Genomic DNA, 16,544 nt, shown 5'->3' with positions numbered 1-16,544 from the left:
CGGGGTTCAGGCGCGCTGCGCGGGTTCGCCCTTCACGCCGAGCATCAGTGCCGCGCCGCTCAGCGCGAGCAGCGCGGCCAGCAGGTACACCGCGAGATCCATGCTGCCGGTGCGCGTGCGGATCAGCCCGATCACCCACGGGCTGACGATGCCGCTCGTGATCCCGATGCTGCTGATCAACGCGATCCCGGCGGCGGCCGCGTTGCCCGACAGGTAGCGGGTCGGTACGGCCCAGAAGATCGGCAGCGCGGCGAAGATCAGCGTCGCCGCGATCGACAGGCACGCGAGCATCGCCGCGAAGCTGTGCAGGTGCAGCGTCAGCGCGGCGAGTGCGAGCCCGCCGCCGATCGTGCAGCACGCGAAATGCCTGCGGCGCTCGCCGGTGCGGTCCGAGCGGCGCGCGATCAGGATCAGCCCGACCGCGCCGACCGCGTTCGGCACGACCGTGTAGAGGCTCACGGCCACGACATCGGTCACGCCGAAGTCGCGAATCATCAGCGGCATCCAGAAATTGAGCGTCAGCGATGCGCAGGTCAGCGAGAAGTAGATGAATGCGAACAGGTAGACGCGCGGGTTCGCGAGCGCGGCGACCAGGCTGCGCTTGTCGTGCGCGCCATGCGCGGCGCCGTGCGTACGGCTGTCGCCGCACAGCGCGGTGACGCGCGCCTTTTCGTCGGACGTGAGCCACGCGGCGTCCTGCGGACGGTCGACCAGGTACGTGAACGCGAAGCACGCGAGCACGATGGCCGGCGCGCCTTCGATCGCGAACATCCACTGCCAGCCGTGCAGCCCGAGCACGCCGCTCATGTCGCGCATGATCCAGCCCGACATCAGGCCGCCGAGCACGCCCGCGACCGCGACGCCCGCGAAGAATACCGAGATCGCCGCCGCGCGCCGGTTCGCCGGGAACCAGTAGGTCAGGTACAGCACGATGCCGGGAAAGAAGCCGGCCTCGAACACGCCGAGCAGGAAGCGCAGCACGTAGAAATGCGACGGCTGCGACACGAACATCATGCCGGTCGACGCGATGCCCCACAGCAGCATGATCCGCGTGAACGTGCGGCGCGCGCCGAAGCGCGCGAGCAGCAGGTTGCTCGGCACCTCGCAGAACACGTAGCCGACGTAGAACACCGCGGCGCCGAGACCGTACATCGCATCGCTGAAGCCGAGATCGTGCTTCATCTGCAACTGCGCGAAGCCGATGTTGATGCGGTCGAGGAACGATACGACGTAGCAGAGGAACAGGAACGGCACGATCCGCCACGCGATCTTGCGGAACAGCAGCGCATCGCCGGCATCGGACGCGGATTCGTATGAGGAAGTCGACGCCGCAGCACTCGCGTGCGCGATCGTCGCTTCGGCGGGAAGCGATCGGGGCATGTCTCTCTCCAAACGGGCCGCGCGCGTCGAGCGCGCAGCAGTCTCCGAGGGCGTGCATGCGCCCTGCTTTCTTGTGCGATCGGAATTCGGCGCCGTGAAGCGCGGCGCGATGCCGCCGCCGTTCAGGGGCCGTCAGGAAAACGGCGGGCCGTCCGTCCGGACGCCCCGCCGCCGTGACCCGCTCAGTCCTGCAGCGCGTCCCACATTTCCTTGTCGCGCTGCGCGGTCCAGATGCGCGGATGCGTGATGCCGCTCGCCTCGTCGAACGCGCGCGACACGTCGAACGGCAAGCAGTGCTCGTAGATGAACACGTGGCCGAACTTCGGATCCATCGCTTCGCGCGTGAGCGCCATCGACGCCTTCAGGTCGAGCTTGCGCTCGACGGCCTTGCGGCCCTGCGCGAGCAGCGTCGTCACGAAGTCCTTCGTGTAGTCGAGGCCCTTGTCGACCTCGGCCGGATTCAGCAGCGCGGGGCCGCGGCCCGGCACGAGCTTTTCCGCGCCGAGCGCGCGCAGCGCCTCGAGCGTGGCCGGCCACTGTTCGAGCTGCGCGTCGCCGCAATAGCAGGCCGCGTCGTATTCGACCAGGTCGCCCGAGAACAGCACCTTCTGCGACGGCAGCCAGACGATCGTGTCGCCCTTCGTGTGGCCCGAGCCGACGTGCATGATCTTCACTTCGAGCTTGCCGAGGAACAGCGTGATCTCGCGCTCGAACACGAGCGTCGGCCAGGTCAGGCCCGGCACCGTCTCGACGCCCGCGAACAGGCGCGGGAAACGCTCGATCTCCGACTTCATGTCGGCCTCGCCGCGCTCGACGATCATTTCATAGGTGCCGCGGCTCGCGATCACGTGCTGCGCGCCTTCGTCGAAATACGCGGACGCGCCGAGCACGCGCACCGCGTGATAGTGCGACAGCACGACGTGCTTGATCGGCTTGTCGGTCACGCTGCGGATCTTCGCGATCAGGTCCTGCGCCATCGCCGGCGTCGCGGTCGTGTCGACGATCAGCACGCTGTCGTCGCCGATGATCACGCCCGAGTTCGGGTCGCCTTCGGCGGTGTAGGCGTACGCGTTCTCGGACAGCTGCGTCCAGGTGACTTTCTTCTCTTCCAGATCGGCTTGAGAGGCGAATGCTTTGGCCATGTTGCGTTCCGTGGCTGCGAGCCATGTGTTGAGGGGAGTGAGCGGATCATCGACCCGCACTGATCATTTGTCAATGACAAAGTCGCTTGCTATTGTCCAATACGGGTAAACCTGCGGGCTGGCGCATCAAATGGCGTCGGATACCATGCGGGGTTTCGTCAACGGAAGAACCATCGCGTGCAGAACCACGAAGCCAGCGCAGACGACGTGCCGCCCAAGGCGCAGCGCGGGATCCAGAGCGTCGAGGTCGGCGGCCGGCTGCTCGACGCACTTGCGCGCCGGCGCAAGCCGCTCGGGCTGTCGGAGCTGGCGGCCGCGGCCGGCTTGTCGACCGCGCAGGCGCATACCTATCTCGTCAGCTTGACGCGCCTCGCGCTCGTGAAACGCGACGCGCTCACCGGCAACTACGAGCCGGGGCCGCTGTCGCTGCGGCTCGGGCTGATGTCGATCGAACGCCAGCCGGCCTATCGCGCGGCGCTGCCGCACGCGGCGCGGCTCGCGGAAACGGTCGGCCTGAGCGTCGCGCTGTCGGTGCCGGGCGCGCTCGGGCCGACGATCGTGCGCATCGAGCACGGCGGCTATCCGCTGCACGTGAACCTGCACGTCGGATCGGTGATGTCGCTCGACACGACCGCGACCGGCCGCGTATTCCGGGCATTCGGCGACGCCGCACAGCTGGACGCGATGGCGGCCAGCCAGGCCGGCGCCGGCGACACGCTCGCGGGTGCGGAAGGCGATCAGCCCACGTCCGATGCCCGCGCGTGGCAGGCCGAACTCGACGCGATCCGCACCCGCGGGATCGAGCGCGGCGTGGACCGGCCGAGCCCCGGCGTCAGCGCGATGTGCGTGCCGGTGCTGGACGCCGACGGACGCCTGCAACTCGCGTTGACGGTGATCGGCTCGACCGGGTCGATCGATGTCGGCTGGAACGGCCCGATCGCGACGGCGCTGCGCGATGCGGCGCGGCAGGCCACCGCGTCGCTCGATGCCGGCCGCGACGCGCAGCCGTCGCCGCCGGCCGCAGCCCCGGCAGTCCAGCGCATGCCGCCTGCGCTCGCCGACGACGCGAAAGCGCAGCGCGGCATCAACGCGCTCGACAGCACGGGCGAGCTGCTGCTTGCGCTCGTGTCGGCGGGCCGTGCGCTGCCGCTGCGCGATCTCGCGGCGGCGGCCGGGATGCCGGCCGCGAAGGCGTTTCCGCATCTGGTGAGCCTGCAGAAGATCGGCCTGCTGAGCCGCGACGATGCGGGCTGCTTCGGCGGCGGGCCGCTCGGCCAGGCACTCGGGCTGATCGCGATGCAGCGCGTGTCGCCGACGCGCGATGCGGAAGCCGAGATCGTCGCGCTGGCGGCCGCGACCGACATGAGCGTGGCCGCGGCGACCCTCGGGCCGCTCGGGCCGACCGTGATCCGCCTCGAGGAGTCCGCGCGGCCGCAGCACGTGAGCCTGCAGGTCGGCACGGTGATGTCCCTCGTGAATACCGCGATCGGGCGGATCTTCGCGGCCGGCATGTCCGACGACGTGCTGGCCGGCCTGCTGGCTGACGAGCCCGTGCGCCTCGCCGGCGGCGCGGCGCAGGTCGACGACGCGCTCCACGCGCGGCTCGCGACGATCCGTGCGGACGAACTCGATTTCGCGTTCGACGCGCCGGTGCCGGGCATCGGGACGATCGCCGCGCCCGTGTTCGATCACACCGGCAGCATCCGGCTCGTGATCGCGATCATCGGCTCGTCGCGCGGCTTCCCGCGCGGGCCGGACAGCGAACTCGCACATGCGCTGCTCGCCGCGACGCGCCGCCTGTCGTGGCGGTTCGGATGGATCGGCGAGTAATCGTCACCCCGCTGCCGCGCCCTTCTCCCCGCCTGACGTTCCGTTCCTGTCCCTCATTGCGAGGCCCGTGCTCGCCGCGGCCTCGTCACGCCGGTCCACCGAACAACGACACCGCGGACTCCGCTCATGTTGCGCAGCAGCAACAGAAATTGTCAGTAATTCTCATATAACGAAATCGCATTTCACAAGACGGTGAGGCTCCCGTATGATTAGGGTTATCCCTAACTCGCCACCTATATGGGGCTTCGTCATGCAAACGTCCAATGTCTCCGATCGTTCCACCCAATCCGCTGGCTGGCTCGCACGTGTTGGCGAGCTGCTTGCAGAAGCATGGGCACTGCACCTCGAGAACTGCGAAGTCATCGCCGAAGCGCACGCACGCCTGCCGCGCTGATCGCCGCGACCGGCTGCCGGCCGGCGGCACGATATCCGGCTGATCCGCGTGCCGGGACGCGCGCCGAAAGGCCGCCGCGTCCGGCGTCGGCGTATCAACGGATATTGTAAAAAGGGCCGAATGGCCTCGATTGAATGCGCTCACGCGATGTGGGCGCCGTGATGCTGGTGCCGAGCGTGTCGGCACGATGTTGACTGCCGCTTGCCGGAATGCCGGCACATGGCGCATGCCACGCGCCGCGCCGGGTCGTCACGGAAGATTCATCCGTTTTCCCGCCCAGCCGGCATGTCCGGACTGCATCCGGCGCCGGGCCGCGCGCACCGGCCGCGACAGCCCGGCCACCTCCCTTCCCCAGCGCAGCCGCGCGCGGCGTTGTCACGACGACGCGCGGCCCGGCGCCGCCGTCGTCATACCTGAATCGACGGCACGTCTTTCATGCACCGCAGCGCGAACATCGAGCGGCTGTGGCGGATGCTCGAAATCCTGTACAGCTTCTCGCGCAGGAAACGCTCGTAGCCGGCCGTGCCATCGACCGCGACCTTGATCCAGTAGTCGTATTCACCCGACACGAGATACGCCTCGAGCACTTCGGGCAGCGCCGCCAGTTCGGCGCCGAAACGCGCGAGCGCGTCGTCTTCGTGGCGATCGAGCGTGACTTCGAGGATCACGATGTCCGCGTAGCCGAGCATCCGCTGGTTGACCAGCGCGACGTAGCCGTCGATGTAGCCGTCGAGTTCGAGCTGCCGCGTGCGGTTCCAGCATGCGGTGGTCGACATGCCGATCTGTTCGGCGAGTTCGGCGTTCGACAGACGCGCATTTTTTTGCAGTGCGCCGAGGATCTTGCGGTCCTGGTTGTCGAGGGTTCTGGGCGTGCGTTCGCGGGTAGCCATGACAGGAAGAATCTTCTACTTAAAATCGGCATTCTAGCTGAACATGATTCTGGTTTTGGGTCGGTTTTGCTGGAAAACAGGAAGCCTTTTAACCGGCCCGCTTGATACATTTTCTCCATGCCTGTTGTCCGGCACGCTCCCCGCGACAACCCCTTCGCAGCGGGACGCCAAGCCGCAATCACGAGTTGCGGCGCCGGACACGCAGGCATGCGATTCCCCGCTTCCCGCGCGCCGATCCGGCAGCGCGGGCCGGCGCCCGATCCTCCGTTTCCGCACCGCCCGTCATGTCGTTCAGGCTTTATCTGTCGTTCCTCGCTGCGTCCGCCGTCCTCATCTACGCCCCCGGCCCGGTCAACCTCCTCACGATGAATCAGGCACTGCGCGCCGGCTGGCGTCGTGCGCTGCCGTGCGTGTGGGGCGGCACGCTCGCCGTGCTGCTGCAACTGGCGCTGACCGCGCTGTGCCTGAATTCGCTGGTCAACCTCGACGAGCACGCGCTGACCGTGCTGCGCTGGGCCGGCGCCGCGTACCTCGTGTGGCTCGGCTGCAAGCAGTGGCTCAACCGCGCGCCGGCAACCGCGCCGGCCGCATCGACGGAAGCTGGCAGCACCACACCCGCCGCCGACACCGGACGCGCGCTGTTCTGGCGCGGCGTCGCCACCTCCGGCCTGAATCCGAAGACGCTGCTGTTCTTTCCGTCGTTCTTTCCTCAGTTCATCGTCCCGAACGACGACTGGAGCGTGAACGCGCAGTTCCTGCTGCTCGCGACGACTTTCGCGCTGCTGTTCGCTGGCGGGGTCGCGTCGATGGCGCTGTTCTCGCACCGGCTTGGCCGGGCGCTGCAGCGCCCGGCGCGGATGCGCGCGATGAACCGCGTGACGGGCGGGCTGCTGGTTGGCATGGGCGCGATCATGGTCGGCTGGAACTGAGCGGCCGCGCGCGTTCGCTGTTCGGTACCCGACGCCGCGTGACCGGTGCCGGCCGGTGCGCGGCCGGTACAATCGCGCGATGTCAGAACTGTTCACCTACGGCGGCCTGTTCGCCGTGTCGATGGTCGCCGCGACCCTGTTCCCGCTCCAGTCCGAAGCCGTGCTCGCCGGCCTGCTGCTCGCCGGGCGCGAGCCCGCGTGGGCGCTGGTGCTCGTCGCGAGCATCGGCAACGTCGCGGGCTCGGCGATCAACTGGGCGCTCGGCCGCGGCATCGAGCACTTCCGCGACCGCCGCTGGTTTCCGGTCAAGCCGTCCGCGCTCGCGCGCGCCGAGCGCTGGTACGCGCGCTACGGCCGCTGGTCGCTGCTGCTGAGCTGGGCGCCGGTGATCGGCGATCCGCTGACGATGATCGCCGGCGTGCTGCGCGAGCCGCTGCCCACCTTCCTCGCGATCGTGACGATCGCGAAGGTCGGGCGGTATCTGGTGATCGCCTGGCTCGTGATGCACTGACGCCGCCTGCCTGCGTCGAGTGAACCCGCTCGCGCCGCCGTCGGCTTCGCACCGCTAAAGAATTCGCCGAAGCTGCCGTATTCCTTACGGTATGCGGTGACGCGTGCGTTCCGTTTCTCTCCCTCCCCACTCAGGATGTCATATGAGATTGCCCCAATTGGGCCGGGCGAGCGTCGGCGCGCGCCTGGCCGCGCTGGCGTGTGCGCTCGTCGCACTGCTGTTCACCGTTTTCGCATGGGCGCTCGCCCACTTCGCCGGCCAGCAACTCGCCGACGAGGCCCATGCCCGCATCGCCGACAAGGAGCAGTCGATCCGCGCGATGGTCGAGGTGTTCGACAAGGCACTGTCCGCTGAAGCCAGCCGCGCCATGTCGCTGTTCGCCGGGTTCCTGCCGGCCGATTTCTCGCTCGACCCGGCGCGCACCGTCGACATCGGCGGCGTCGCCGCGCCCGTGCTGTCCGCGGGGGGCCAGCCGCTCGATCTCGATTACTCGATTCCCGACCAGTTCCTGAAGAAAAGCGGCGCGATCGCGACGATCTTCGCGCGCGACGGCGACGATTTCGTGCGCATCACGACGTCGCTGAAGAAGCAGGACGGCACGCGCGCGGTCGGCACGCGCCTCGATCGCGCCGGCCCCGCCTACGCGCCGCTCGTCGCCGGACGCAGCTACACGGGCCTTGCGAAGCTGTTCGGCCGGCCGTACATCACGCAGTACAAGCCGCTCACCGACGCGACCGGCCGCGTGATCGGCGCGCTGTTCGTCGGCCTCGACGTCGGGGCCGAACTGCAAGTCGTCCAGGACGGCATCCGGACGTTGAAGATCGGCGAAAGCGGCTACTACTTCGTGCTCGATGCGTCACCGGGCGCGTCGCGCGGCAACCTGATCGTCCATCCCGACGCGGCCGGCCAGCACGCCGACGACGCGCGCGCACCGTACTCGCAAATGCTCGCGGCCGGCCAGGGGCAACTCGCATACACGTCGGCCGACCCGGCCGCGCACGATGCCCGGCCCACCGCGAAATTCGTGTCGTTCACGACGATTCCGCAATGGCAGTGGCTGGTCGGCGGCATCGCGCTCGACGACGAACTGCTGGCGGGCATGCGCACCGTGCGCAACCGTTTCCTGATGATCGCGGCCGTGCTCGTCGCGGCGTTCGCGGCGCTGTTCGTGGTCGTCGTGCGGCGCGTCGTGAGCCGGCCGCTCGATGCGGCGGCACGTGCGTCGGAACGCTATGCGGCCGGCGATCTCAGCCTCCGGATCCGCGACGGCGCGGCCGCGCGCGGCGCGGCGGGCAACGACGAGATCGGCCGGCTCGTGCAGGCGGTCGACGGCATCGGCGACGGCCTCGCACGCATCGTCGCGCAGGTGCGCAGCAGCTCGTCCGACATCGCGCGCGGCACGGTCGGCATCGCGGCCGGCAGCGGTGACATCGCCGCGCGCATCGCGACGCAGGCGAGCAGCGTCGAACAGACGGCCGCGAGCATGGAGCAGATCACGGCCGCCGTGCAGCAAAACGCCGAACACGCGGCGCAAGCCAACGCACTGGTCGCGGACGCATCGGCCGCCGCGACCCACGGCGATACCGCGGTGCAACGCGTGGTCGCGACGATGGACGACATTGGCCGTGCGACGCGCCGGATCGCCGAAATCACGAGCACGATCGAAGGCATCGCGTTCCAGACCAATATCCTGGCGCTGAACGCGGCCGTCGAGGCCGCGCGCGCGGGCGAGCATGGCAAGGGCTTCGCGGTGGTCGCGGCCGAAGTCCGCGCGCTCGCGCAGCGCAGCGCGGCCGCGGTCAAGGAAATCGACGCGCTGAGCACCGAATCGTCGACGACGGTCGAACAGGGTTACCGGATCGCGGACGCCGCGCGCGGCACGATGCGCGACATCGTCCAGCGCGTCGACCAGGTCAGCACGCTGATCGGCGAGATCAGCGCCGCGTCGCGCGAGCAATCGACCGGCATCGAGCAGGTGAACCAGGCCATCACGCAGATCGGCGAGGCGACGCAGCAGAACGCGACGCTGATCTCGCACGCCGAGCACGCGGCCGTCGCGTTGCGCGACCAGGCCGCGCAATTGTCGGAAGCCGTCAGTGTGTTCCGGCTGGCACCCAACGCGTGACACCTGACGAACGACCGGGCAACCGCCCGGTCCCGTCGATTACTTCTTGTCCCCCGCCAGGTCGATCGCCTTGTCCGATCCAACCGCGTTGCGCAGCTGGAATTTCTGGATCTTGCCGGTCGACGTCTTCGGCAGCTCGCCGAAGCGCACGACCTTCGGCACCTTGAAGCCCGCGAGCAACTGCCGGCAGTGCGCGACGATCTCCTCCTCGGTCGCGCTCATGCCGTTGCGCAACTCGACGAACGCGCACGGCACCTCGCCCCATTTCGGATCGGGCATCGCGACCACGGCCGCCACCTCGACGGCCGGATGCCGGTACAGCGCATCCTCGACCTCGATGCTCGAGATGTTCTCGCCGCCCGAGATGATGATGTCCTTGCGGCGATCCTTGATGCGGATATAGCCGTCCGGCGTCAGCACACCGAGATCGCCCGTATGGAACCAGCCGCCGTGGAACGCTTCCTCCGTCGCGTGCGGATTCTTCAGGTAGCCCTTCATGCAGATGTTGCCGCGGAACATGATCTCGCCGAGCGTCTCGCCGTCGGCCGGCACCGGCGCCATCGTGTCCGGGTCGAGCACCGTCGCGCCCGCTTCCAGGTGATAGCGCACGCCCTGCCGCGCGTTGAGGCGCGCGCGTTCGTCGTCGGGCAAGTCGTCCCAGTGCGCCTGCTTCGCGCACACGGTCGCCGGGCCGTAGACCTCGGTCAGCCCGTACACGTGCAGCAGGTCGAAGCCGATTTCCTTCATCTTCGCGATCACGGCCGGCGCGGGCGCCGCGCCGGCGACCATCGCGTGCACCGTGTGATCGATGCCTGCGCGGAACTCGGCCGGTGCGTTCGCGATCGCGCTCTGCACGATCGGCGCGCCGCAGTAATGCGTGATGCGTTCGCGGCGGATCAGGTCGAACACGGTCTTCGCGTCGAACTTGCGCAGGCAGACGTTCACGCCCGCGCGCGCCGCGACGGCCCACGGGAAGCACCAGCCGTTGCAATGGAACATCGGCAGCGTCCACAGATACACCGCGTGCTTCGGCATGTCCCATTCGAGGATGTTGCTGATCGCCGCGAGATACGCGCCGCGATGGTGATAGACGACGCCCTTCGGGTCGCCGGTCGTGCCGGACGTGTAGTTCAGCGCGATCGCCTCCCATTCGTCGGCCGGCAGCGTCCACGCGTAGTCGGGGTCGCCGCCCGCGACGAACGCCTCGTAGTCGGTCGCGCCCGCGAAGCGCGCGGGGTCCGCCGGCATCGCGTCGGCGACGCTGACGATCTTCAGGCCCGGCACTTCGAGCGCCGCGCGATGCGCGAGCTCCGCGTATTCGGTGTCGACGATCAGCACCTTCGCTTCGCCGTGACGCAGCATGAACAGCACCGACGCAATGTCGAGCCGCGTGTTGATCGTGTTGAGCACGGCGCCGGCCATCGGCACGCCGAAGTGCGCCTCGACCATCGCCGGGATGTTCGGCAGCAGCGCCGCGACCGTCTCGCCGCGCGCGACCCCGGCCTGCGCGAGCGCGCTCGCGAGCTGCTTCGCCCGCGTATAGGTCTCGCCCCACGTGCGCCGCACGTCGCCGTGCACGATCGCGAGGCGCGCGCCGTAGACTTCGGCCGCGCGGACCAGAAAATCGATCGGCGTGAGCGGCACGTAGTTGGCGTCGCGGCGGCCGAGTCCGGCCTCGAACATCTGCGTCATGATCCTGTCTCCCGTTTTCTGTCGACCGGTGCGTGCGCCGGCGCCGCGGCGCACGCTTCGATCTCGTGTCCAGCCGGCGTGCATGCACCCCGATCGGTCTTGATGTGGTTCAATTGCCGACAGCCTAACCGGCGCTATTGTGAGCCGTCTGTCATCGAAACGACAGAGTGCCTCTCGAGCGCTGCGCGTTATCCCTATCCTCGCAAACCCGCACCCATGCACGACCACCTCGTTGCGCCGCCCGACGCGGCCGCTGCCTCGGCCAACACACCGGCCGACACGCCGCTCGAACCGGGCCCGTTGCCCGCCCTGTCCGCACTGTTCGGCCAGTGCGCGTGGTTCCGCGCACTGGCGCCGGAACACCAGGCGCTCGTGCTCGCGCAATCGCGGGCCGAGCAGCGCGAGGCCGGCGACGTGATCGCGCAACGGCTCGCGCCGTCCGAATACTGGATCGGTGTGCATCGCGGGTTGCTGAAGCTGGCGATCTTCAACGCGTCGGGGCGCGGCTGCACGTTTTCCGGCGTGCCGTCGGGCGGCTGGTTCGGCGAAGGCAGCGTGATCAAGCGCGAGCTGCGCAAGTACGAAGTCGTCGCGGTCCAGCGCTCGATCGTGCTGTTCGTGCCGGTCGACACGTTCCATGCGCTGCTCGACACGAGCCTGCCGTTCACGCGTTTCGTGATCCACCAGCTCAACAACCGGATGGGCGAATTCATCGCGTCGATCCAGAACAGCCGGCTGCTCGACGTCGACGCGCGCGTCGCGCAGGCGCTCGCGCAACTGTTCAACCCCGCCCTGTACCCGGACACCGGCCCGTCGCTCGCGATCTCGCAGGAGGAACTGGGGATGCTCGTCGGCGTGTCGCGGCAGCGGATCAACCAGGCGCTGCAGCAACTCGAGAAGCTCGGCGTGCTGCGGCTCGCGTACAACCAGATCGAGGTCGTCGATCTGGCCGCGCTCGCGCGGGTCGGGATGGAGCAGATCTGAGCGAGGCCCGATGAACGGAATCGCCGCCGCCGCGGCACGCGCGTGCGATGCGGCAGCCGTTGCCGGGCGCCGGCACCCGCTCGCGTTTCATCCGATGAATCGGCCTGTCATCACCGCGCCCCAACCTGACAATCCCGCCAGTTTCGCGTCAGTAACCCGTTCCGCCCCGACGCCTATCATTCGGGTTCCCTTCACCGACGCCTGATCACCGCCTGTCCCGCTGCCGCCATGTGGATCGTCAATCTCGCGCTCAGGCGCCCGTACACGTTCATCGTGATGGCCATCATGATCGTGCTGGCCACCCCGCTTGCGCTGATGCGCACGCCTGTCGACGTGCTGCCGGCGGTCAACATTCCCGTCATCAGCGTGATCTGGAATTACAACGGCTTCTCCGCGTCGGAGATGACCAACCGGATCACGGCCGTCCATGAACGGATCCTGACGACGACCGTCAACAACATCCAGCACATCGAGTCGACGTCGCTGCCGGGCATCGCGGTCGTGAAGGTGTTCCTGCAGCCCGGCGCGAACGTGCAGACGGCGATCGCGCAGACGGTGTCGTCCGCGCAGGCGATCGTGCGGCAGATGCCGCAGGGGGCGACGCCGCCGCTCGTGATCACGTATTCCGCGTCGAGCATTCCGGTGATCCAGCTCGGGCTGTCGAGCAAGACGCTCAGCGAACAGTCGCTCGCCGACATCGCGCTCAACTTCCTGCGTCCGCAACTGATCACGATCCCGGGTGCGCAGATCCCTTTCCCGTATGGCGGCCGCACGCGCGTGGTGGCGATCGACCTCGATCCGCAGGCGCTGCTCGCGAAAGGCCTCACGCCCGCCGACATCGTCAACTCGATCAACGCGCAGAACCTCGTGCTGCCGACCGGCACCGCGAAGATGGGCCAGACCGAATACCGGATCGACACGAACGCGTCGGCCGACACGATCGCCGACATCGACAGCCTGCCGATCCAGACCGTCAACGGCGCGACGACCTACCTGCGCGAAGTCGCGTCGGTGCGCGACGGCTTCGCGCCGCAGACCAACGTCGTGCGCCAGAACGGCCAGCGCGGCGTGCTGATGTCGATCCTGAAGACCGGCGACGCGTCGACGCTGAAGGTCGTGTCGGACCTGAAGGCACTGCTGCCGAAGGTGATCCCGACGCTGCCCGAAGGGCTCACGATCACGCCGCTGTTCGACCAGTCGGTGTTCGTCAATGCCGCCGTGCAGGGCGTGATCCACGAGGCGCTGATCGCCGCGGTGCTGACCGCGATGATGATCCTGCTGTTCCTCGGCAACTGGCGCAGCACGCTGATCATCGCGATCTCGATTCCGCTGTCGATCTTCACGTCGCTGATCGCGCTGTCGGCGCTCGGCGAGACCATCAACATCATGACGCTCGGCGGGCTCGCGCTCGCGGTGGGGATCCTGGTCGACGACGCGACCGTCACGATCGAGAACATCGAGCGGCACTTGCACCTCGGAACGGACTTGCACGATGCGATTCTCGAAGGCGCGGGCGAGATCGCGGTGCCCGCGTTCGTGTCGACGCTGTGCATCTGCATCGTGTTCGTGCCGATGTTCTTCCTGACGGGCGTCGCGCGCTTCCTGTTCGTGCCGCTCGCCGAAGCCGTGGTGTTCGCGATGCTCGCGTCCTACGTGCTGTCGCGCACGCTCGTGCCGACGCTCGCGATGCTGCTGTTCCGCCCGCGGCAGGCCAGCACCGGCCCCGATCATTCGACGTCGCGCTTCGCGCGCATCCATCACGCGTTCAACGCTGCGTTCGAGCGGCTGCGCGCGTGGTACATCGTGCTGCTCAGCATCCTGCTGGTGCGCCGCCGCTTCTACGCGACGTGCTTCCTCGGCTTCTGCGTGATGTCGACCGGCCTCGTGTTCGTGCTCGGCCGCGACTTCTTCCCGAATGCCGATTCCGGCAACATCCGGCTGCACATGCGCGCGCCGACCGGCTACCGGATCGAGGAAACCGCGCGCCTCGCCGACCAGGTCGAGCGCGTGATCCGCGAAGCCGTGCCGCCCGGCGAGCTCGGTGCGATCGTCGACAACCTCGGGCTGCCGGTGAGCGGCATCAACCTGTCGTACAGCAACAGCGGCACGATCGGCACGCTCGACGGCGAACTGATGATCGCGTTGAAGCCGGGCCACCGCTCGACCCAGCACTACGTGCGGATGCTGCGCACGCTGCTGCCGCAGCGCTTCCCGGGCGTCGAATTCTTCTTCCAGCCGTCGGACATCATCACGCAGATCCTCAACTTCGGTCAGCCGGCCGCGATCGACGTGCAGGTGCTCGGCAACGATCTCGCGAGTAACATGGCTATCGCGAGCAGCCTGATGAAGAAGATCAGGCAAATCCCCGGCGCCGTCGACGTGCACGTGCTGCAGCGCAACGACGAACCGACCCTGGTGGCCGACATGGACCGTACGCGCATGCAGCAGCTCAGCCTTTCCGCGCAGAACGTCGCGCAGAACATGCTGATCTCGCTGTCCGGCAGTTCCCAGACGACACCGTCGTTCTGGATCAACCCGCGCACGGGCGTCCAGTACCCGCTGCAGATCCAGACCCCGCAATACGACATCTCGTCGATCGACGACCTGCTCGGCACGCCGATTTCCGCGAGCGGCCGCACGGGCATGCCGCTGCAACTGCTCGGCAACCTCGTGCAGATCCATCCCGTCGCGAGCCCGGCCGTGATCACGCACTACAACATCCGCCCGGCGATCGACCTGTACGTGAGCGTCGAGGGCCGCGACCTCGGCGCGGTCGCGGGCGAGATCGACCGGATCGTGTCCGACGCGCGCGCGACGCTGCCGCGCGGCACCGACCTGACGATGCGCGGCCAGGTCGAGACGATGCGCACGTCGTATCTCGGCCTCGGCGCGGGTGTCGCGATGGCGATCGTGCTCGTCTACCTGCTGATCGTCGTGAATTTCCAGTCGTGGCTCGATCCGCTGATCATCATCAGCGCGATGCCGGCCGCGCTCGCCGGCATCGCGTGGATGCTGTTCATCACCGGCACGCACCTGAGCGTGCCCGCGCTGACGGGCGCGATCATGACGGTGGGCGTCGCGACCGCGAACAGCATCCTGGTCGTGTCGTTCGCGCGCCAGCGCCTCGCGGCCGGCGCGCCGCCGCTCACGGCCGCGCTGGAGGCCGGCGCGACACGGATCCGCCCGGTGCTGATGACGGCGCTCGCGATGATCATCGGGATGGTGCCGATGGCGCTCGGTCTCGGCGAAGGCGCCGAGCAGAACGCGCCGCTCGGCCGCGCGGTGATCGGCGGCCTGCTGTTCGCCACCGTTTCGACGCTGCTGTTCGTGCCGCTCGTGTTCGGCGGCGTGCATGCGCGGCTGGCTCGCCGGCGCGCGCGCCAGGCCGGACATTGACTTTCGCCCCTAGCCTATAGACCCGGTCAACTCATGGAAGAGAAACATCACAGCGCCGTCGGCATCCAGGTGGACGAACACGGCATGCACCTGCCGACGCGCACGTCGGTGTCGCGGCGCGGGCGGGTCGTGCTGATCGTGATCGGCGTGCTGCTGGCCGCGGGCGCCGCGCGCACGATCGTCGTCGACGTGCTGAACCGCGGCCGGCTCGACGCGGTGGCCGAGCAGAACACGCGCCAGTACGTGAACGTCGTGCATCCGGTCGACGCGGCCACCGGCGGCAAGCTGACGCTGCCCGGCACGCTGCGCGGCTTCGTCGAGGCCCCCATCTATGCGCGTGCGAGCGGCTACGTGCTGCGCTGGCAGGCCGACATCGGCGCGCACGTGAAGCAAGGCCAGCTGCTCGCCGAACTCGACACGCCCGAGCTGAACCAGGAACTCGCGCAGGCCACCGCGCAGCGCCAGCAGGCGCAGGCCGCGCTCGCGCTCGCGAAGACGTCGTTCGACCGCGCGCAGCAGCTGCGCCAGCGCGATGCGGTGTCGCAGCAGGAACTCGACGACCGGCAAGGCGCGTTCAACCAGGGCACCGCGAACCTCGCGGCGGCCGATGCGAACATGCGCCGGCTCACCGAACTGAAGGGCTTCCAGCGCATCGTCGCGCCGATCGACGGGATCGTCACGCAGCGCAACGTCGACGTCGGCGACCTCGTCAATTCCGGCAACGCGGGCCGCTCGCTGTTCACGGTCGTGCAGGCCGACCGGCTGCGCCTGTACGTGCAGGTGCCGCAGGCCTATGCGCAGCAGGTGAAAGTCGACCAGCACGTGAGCGTCGCTCAGGCCGAATTGCCCGGCCAGACCTTCGACGGCACGGTCACGCGCACGTCCCGGGCGATCGACGTCGCGACCCGCTCGCTGCAGATCGAGATCACGCTGCCGAACCCGGACGGCCGGCTGCTGCCCGGTGCCTACGTGCAGGCGACGCTGCCGATGACGCCGGTCGGCCGCCTGCAGATTCCGGCCAACACGCTGCTGTTCCGCGCCGAAGGGCCGACGGTCGCGACCGTCGACACGAACGGCCGGGTGCGCCTGAAAGCGGTGACGGTCGTGCGCACGATCGGGCAGACGCTCGAAGTCGACGGCCCGCTCACGCCGAACGACCGCCTCGTCGCGAACCCGGGCGACGCGCTCGCGAACGGCGACGCGGTCGTCGTGCAGGCGCCGCCCGCCGTGAAGCCGGCCTCCGCGGCCGCGGGAGCGAAGTCGTGAGCGCG

12 protein-coding genes are annotated in these 16,544 nt (G+C 68.6%); 8 read left to right on the top strand and 4 right to left on the bottom strand.

The genetic code is table 11. The annotated features are described in order from the left end of the window. Positions 1-6: 6 nt before the first annotated feature. Both DIE22_RS17930 and DIE22_RS17925 read right to left on the bottom strand, forming a co-directional pair. Positions 7-1,380 carry an MFS transporter gene (locus tag DIE22_RS17930; RefSeq protein WP_124605705.1) on the bottom strand — a complete coding sequence of 458 codons (1,374 nt, stop codon included), beginning with the start codon at positions 1,378-1,380 and terminating at the stop codon, positions 7-9. A 182-nt stretch (positions 1,381-1,562) separates the two neighbouring features. Next, a complete protein-coding gene (locus tag DIE22_RS17925; protein WP_059599391.1) occupies positions 1,563-2,522 on the bottom strand; it encodes an MBL fold metallo-hydrolase in 960 nt (319 codons plus the stop codon). A 177-nt stretch (positions 2,523-2,699) separates the two neighbouring features. Between DIE22_RS17925 and DIE22_RS17920 the strand changes: the two genes are divergently transcribed. Further along, entirely contained in the window at positions 2,700-4,352 is a 1,653-nt protein-coding gene (locus DIE22_RS17920; RefSeq protein WP_124605704.1) for an IclR family transcriptional regulator, read from the top strand. Between the two features lie 250 nt (positions 4,353-4,602). Further along, complete coding sequence (locus DIE22_RS17915; RefSeq protein WP_179955234.1) at positions 4,603-4,746, top strand: hypothetical protein; 144 nt, start codon at positions 4,603-4,605, stop codon at positions 4,744-4,746. 407 nt (positions 4,747-5,153) lie between these two features. Here the strand turns inward: DIE22_RS17915 and DIE22_RS17910 are convergent, their stop codons facing one another. Further along, complete coding sequence (locus tag DIE22_RS17910; RefSeq protein WP_124501290.1) at positions 5,154-5,636, bottom strand: Lrp/AsnC family transcriptional regulator; 483 nt, start codon at positions 5,634-5,636, stop codon at positions 5,154-5,156. 284 nt (positions 5,637-5,920) lie between these two features. Between DIE22_RS17910 and DIE22_RS17905 the strand changes: the two genes are divergently transcribed. The 3 genes from DIE22_RS17905 (at position 5,921) to DIE22_RS17895 (ending at position 9,201) form a co-directional block, all read left to right on the top strand. Then, complete coding sequence (locus DIE22_RS17905) at positions 5,921-6,565, top strand: LysE family translocator (RefSeq protein ID WP_124605703.1); 645 nt, start codon at positions 5,921-5,923, stop codon at positions 6,563-6,565. Between the two features lie 79 nt (positions 6,566-6,644). Beyond that, on the top strand, positions 6,645-7,076 hold the full coding sequence (locus tag DIE22_RS17900; protein ID WP_124501292.1) for a YqaA family protein: 432 nt from the start codon (positions 6,645-6,647) through the stop codon (positions 7,074-7,076). A gap of 142 nt (positions 7,077-7,218) precedes the next feature. After that, the gene (locus DIE22_RS17895) at positions 7,219-9,201 is read left to right on the top strand and encodes a methyl-accepting chemotaxis protein (RefSeq protein WP_124501293.1); all 1,983 of its coding nucleotides are present in this window, start codon (positions 7,219-7,221) and stop codon (positions 9,199-9,201) included. 39 nt (positions 9,202-9,240) lie between these two features. Here DIE22_RS17895 and DIE22_RS17890 read toward each other — a convergent pair whose 3' ends face one another. Beyond that, positions 9,241-10,893: an acyl-CoA synthetase gene (locus DIE22_RS17890; RefSeq protein WP_124501294.1), complete on the bottom strand. Its 1,653-nt coding sequence runs from the start codon at positions 10,891-10,893 to the stop codon at positions 9,241-9,243. Between the two features lie 216 nt (positions 10,894-11,109). On the opposite strand from DIE22_RS17890, the gene DIE22_RS17885 reads away from it, so the two are divergent. The 3 genes from DIE22_RS17885 (at position 11,110) to DIE22_RS17875 (ending at position 16,539) form a co-directional block, all read left to right on the top strand. Next, positions 11,110-11,877, top strand: coding sequence for a Crp/Fnr family transcriptional regulator (locus DIE22_RS17885; RefSeq protein ID WP_124501295.1), 768 nt, complete (start codon positions 11,110-11,112; stop codon positions 11,875-11,877). Between the two features lie 228 nt (positions 11,878-12,105). Next, on the top strand, positions 12,106-15,273 hold the full coding sequence (locus DIE22_RS17880; protein ID WP_124605702.1) for an efflux RND transporter permease subunit: 3,168 nt from the start codon (positions 12,106-12,108) through the stop codon (positions 15,271-15,273). Positions 15,274-15,306: 33 nt separating this feature from the next. Next, positions 15,307-16,539 carry an efflux RND transporter periplasmic adaptor subunit gene (locus DIE22_RS17875; RefSeq protein ID WP_124501297.1) on the top strand — a complete coding sequence of 411 codons (1,233 nt, stop codon included), beginning with the start codon at positions 15,307-15,309 and terminating at the stop codon, positions 16,537-16,539. Positions 16,540-16,544 lie beyond the last annotated feature (5 nt).

Source organism: Burkholderia sp. Bp9142 (assembly GCF_003853415.1).
Taxonomy (GTDB): Bacteria; Pseudomonadota; Gammaproteobacteria; order Burkholderiales; family Burkholderiaceae; genus Burkholderia.
Note: the sequence above shows the minus strand (reverse complement) of the source record. Positions and strands in the feature narration are given on the sequence as shown.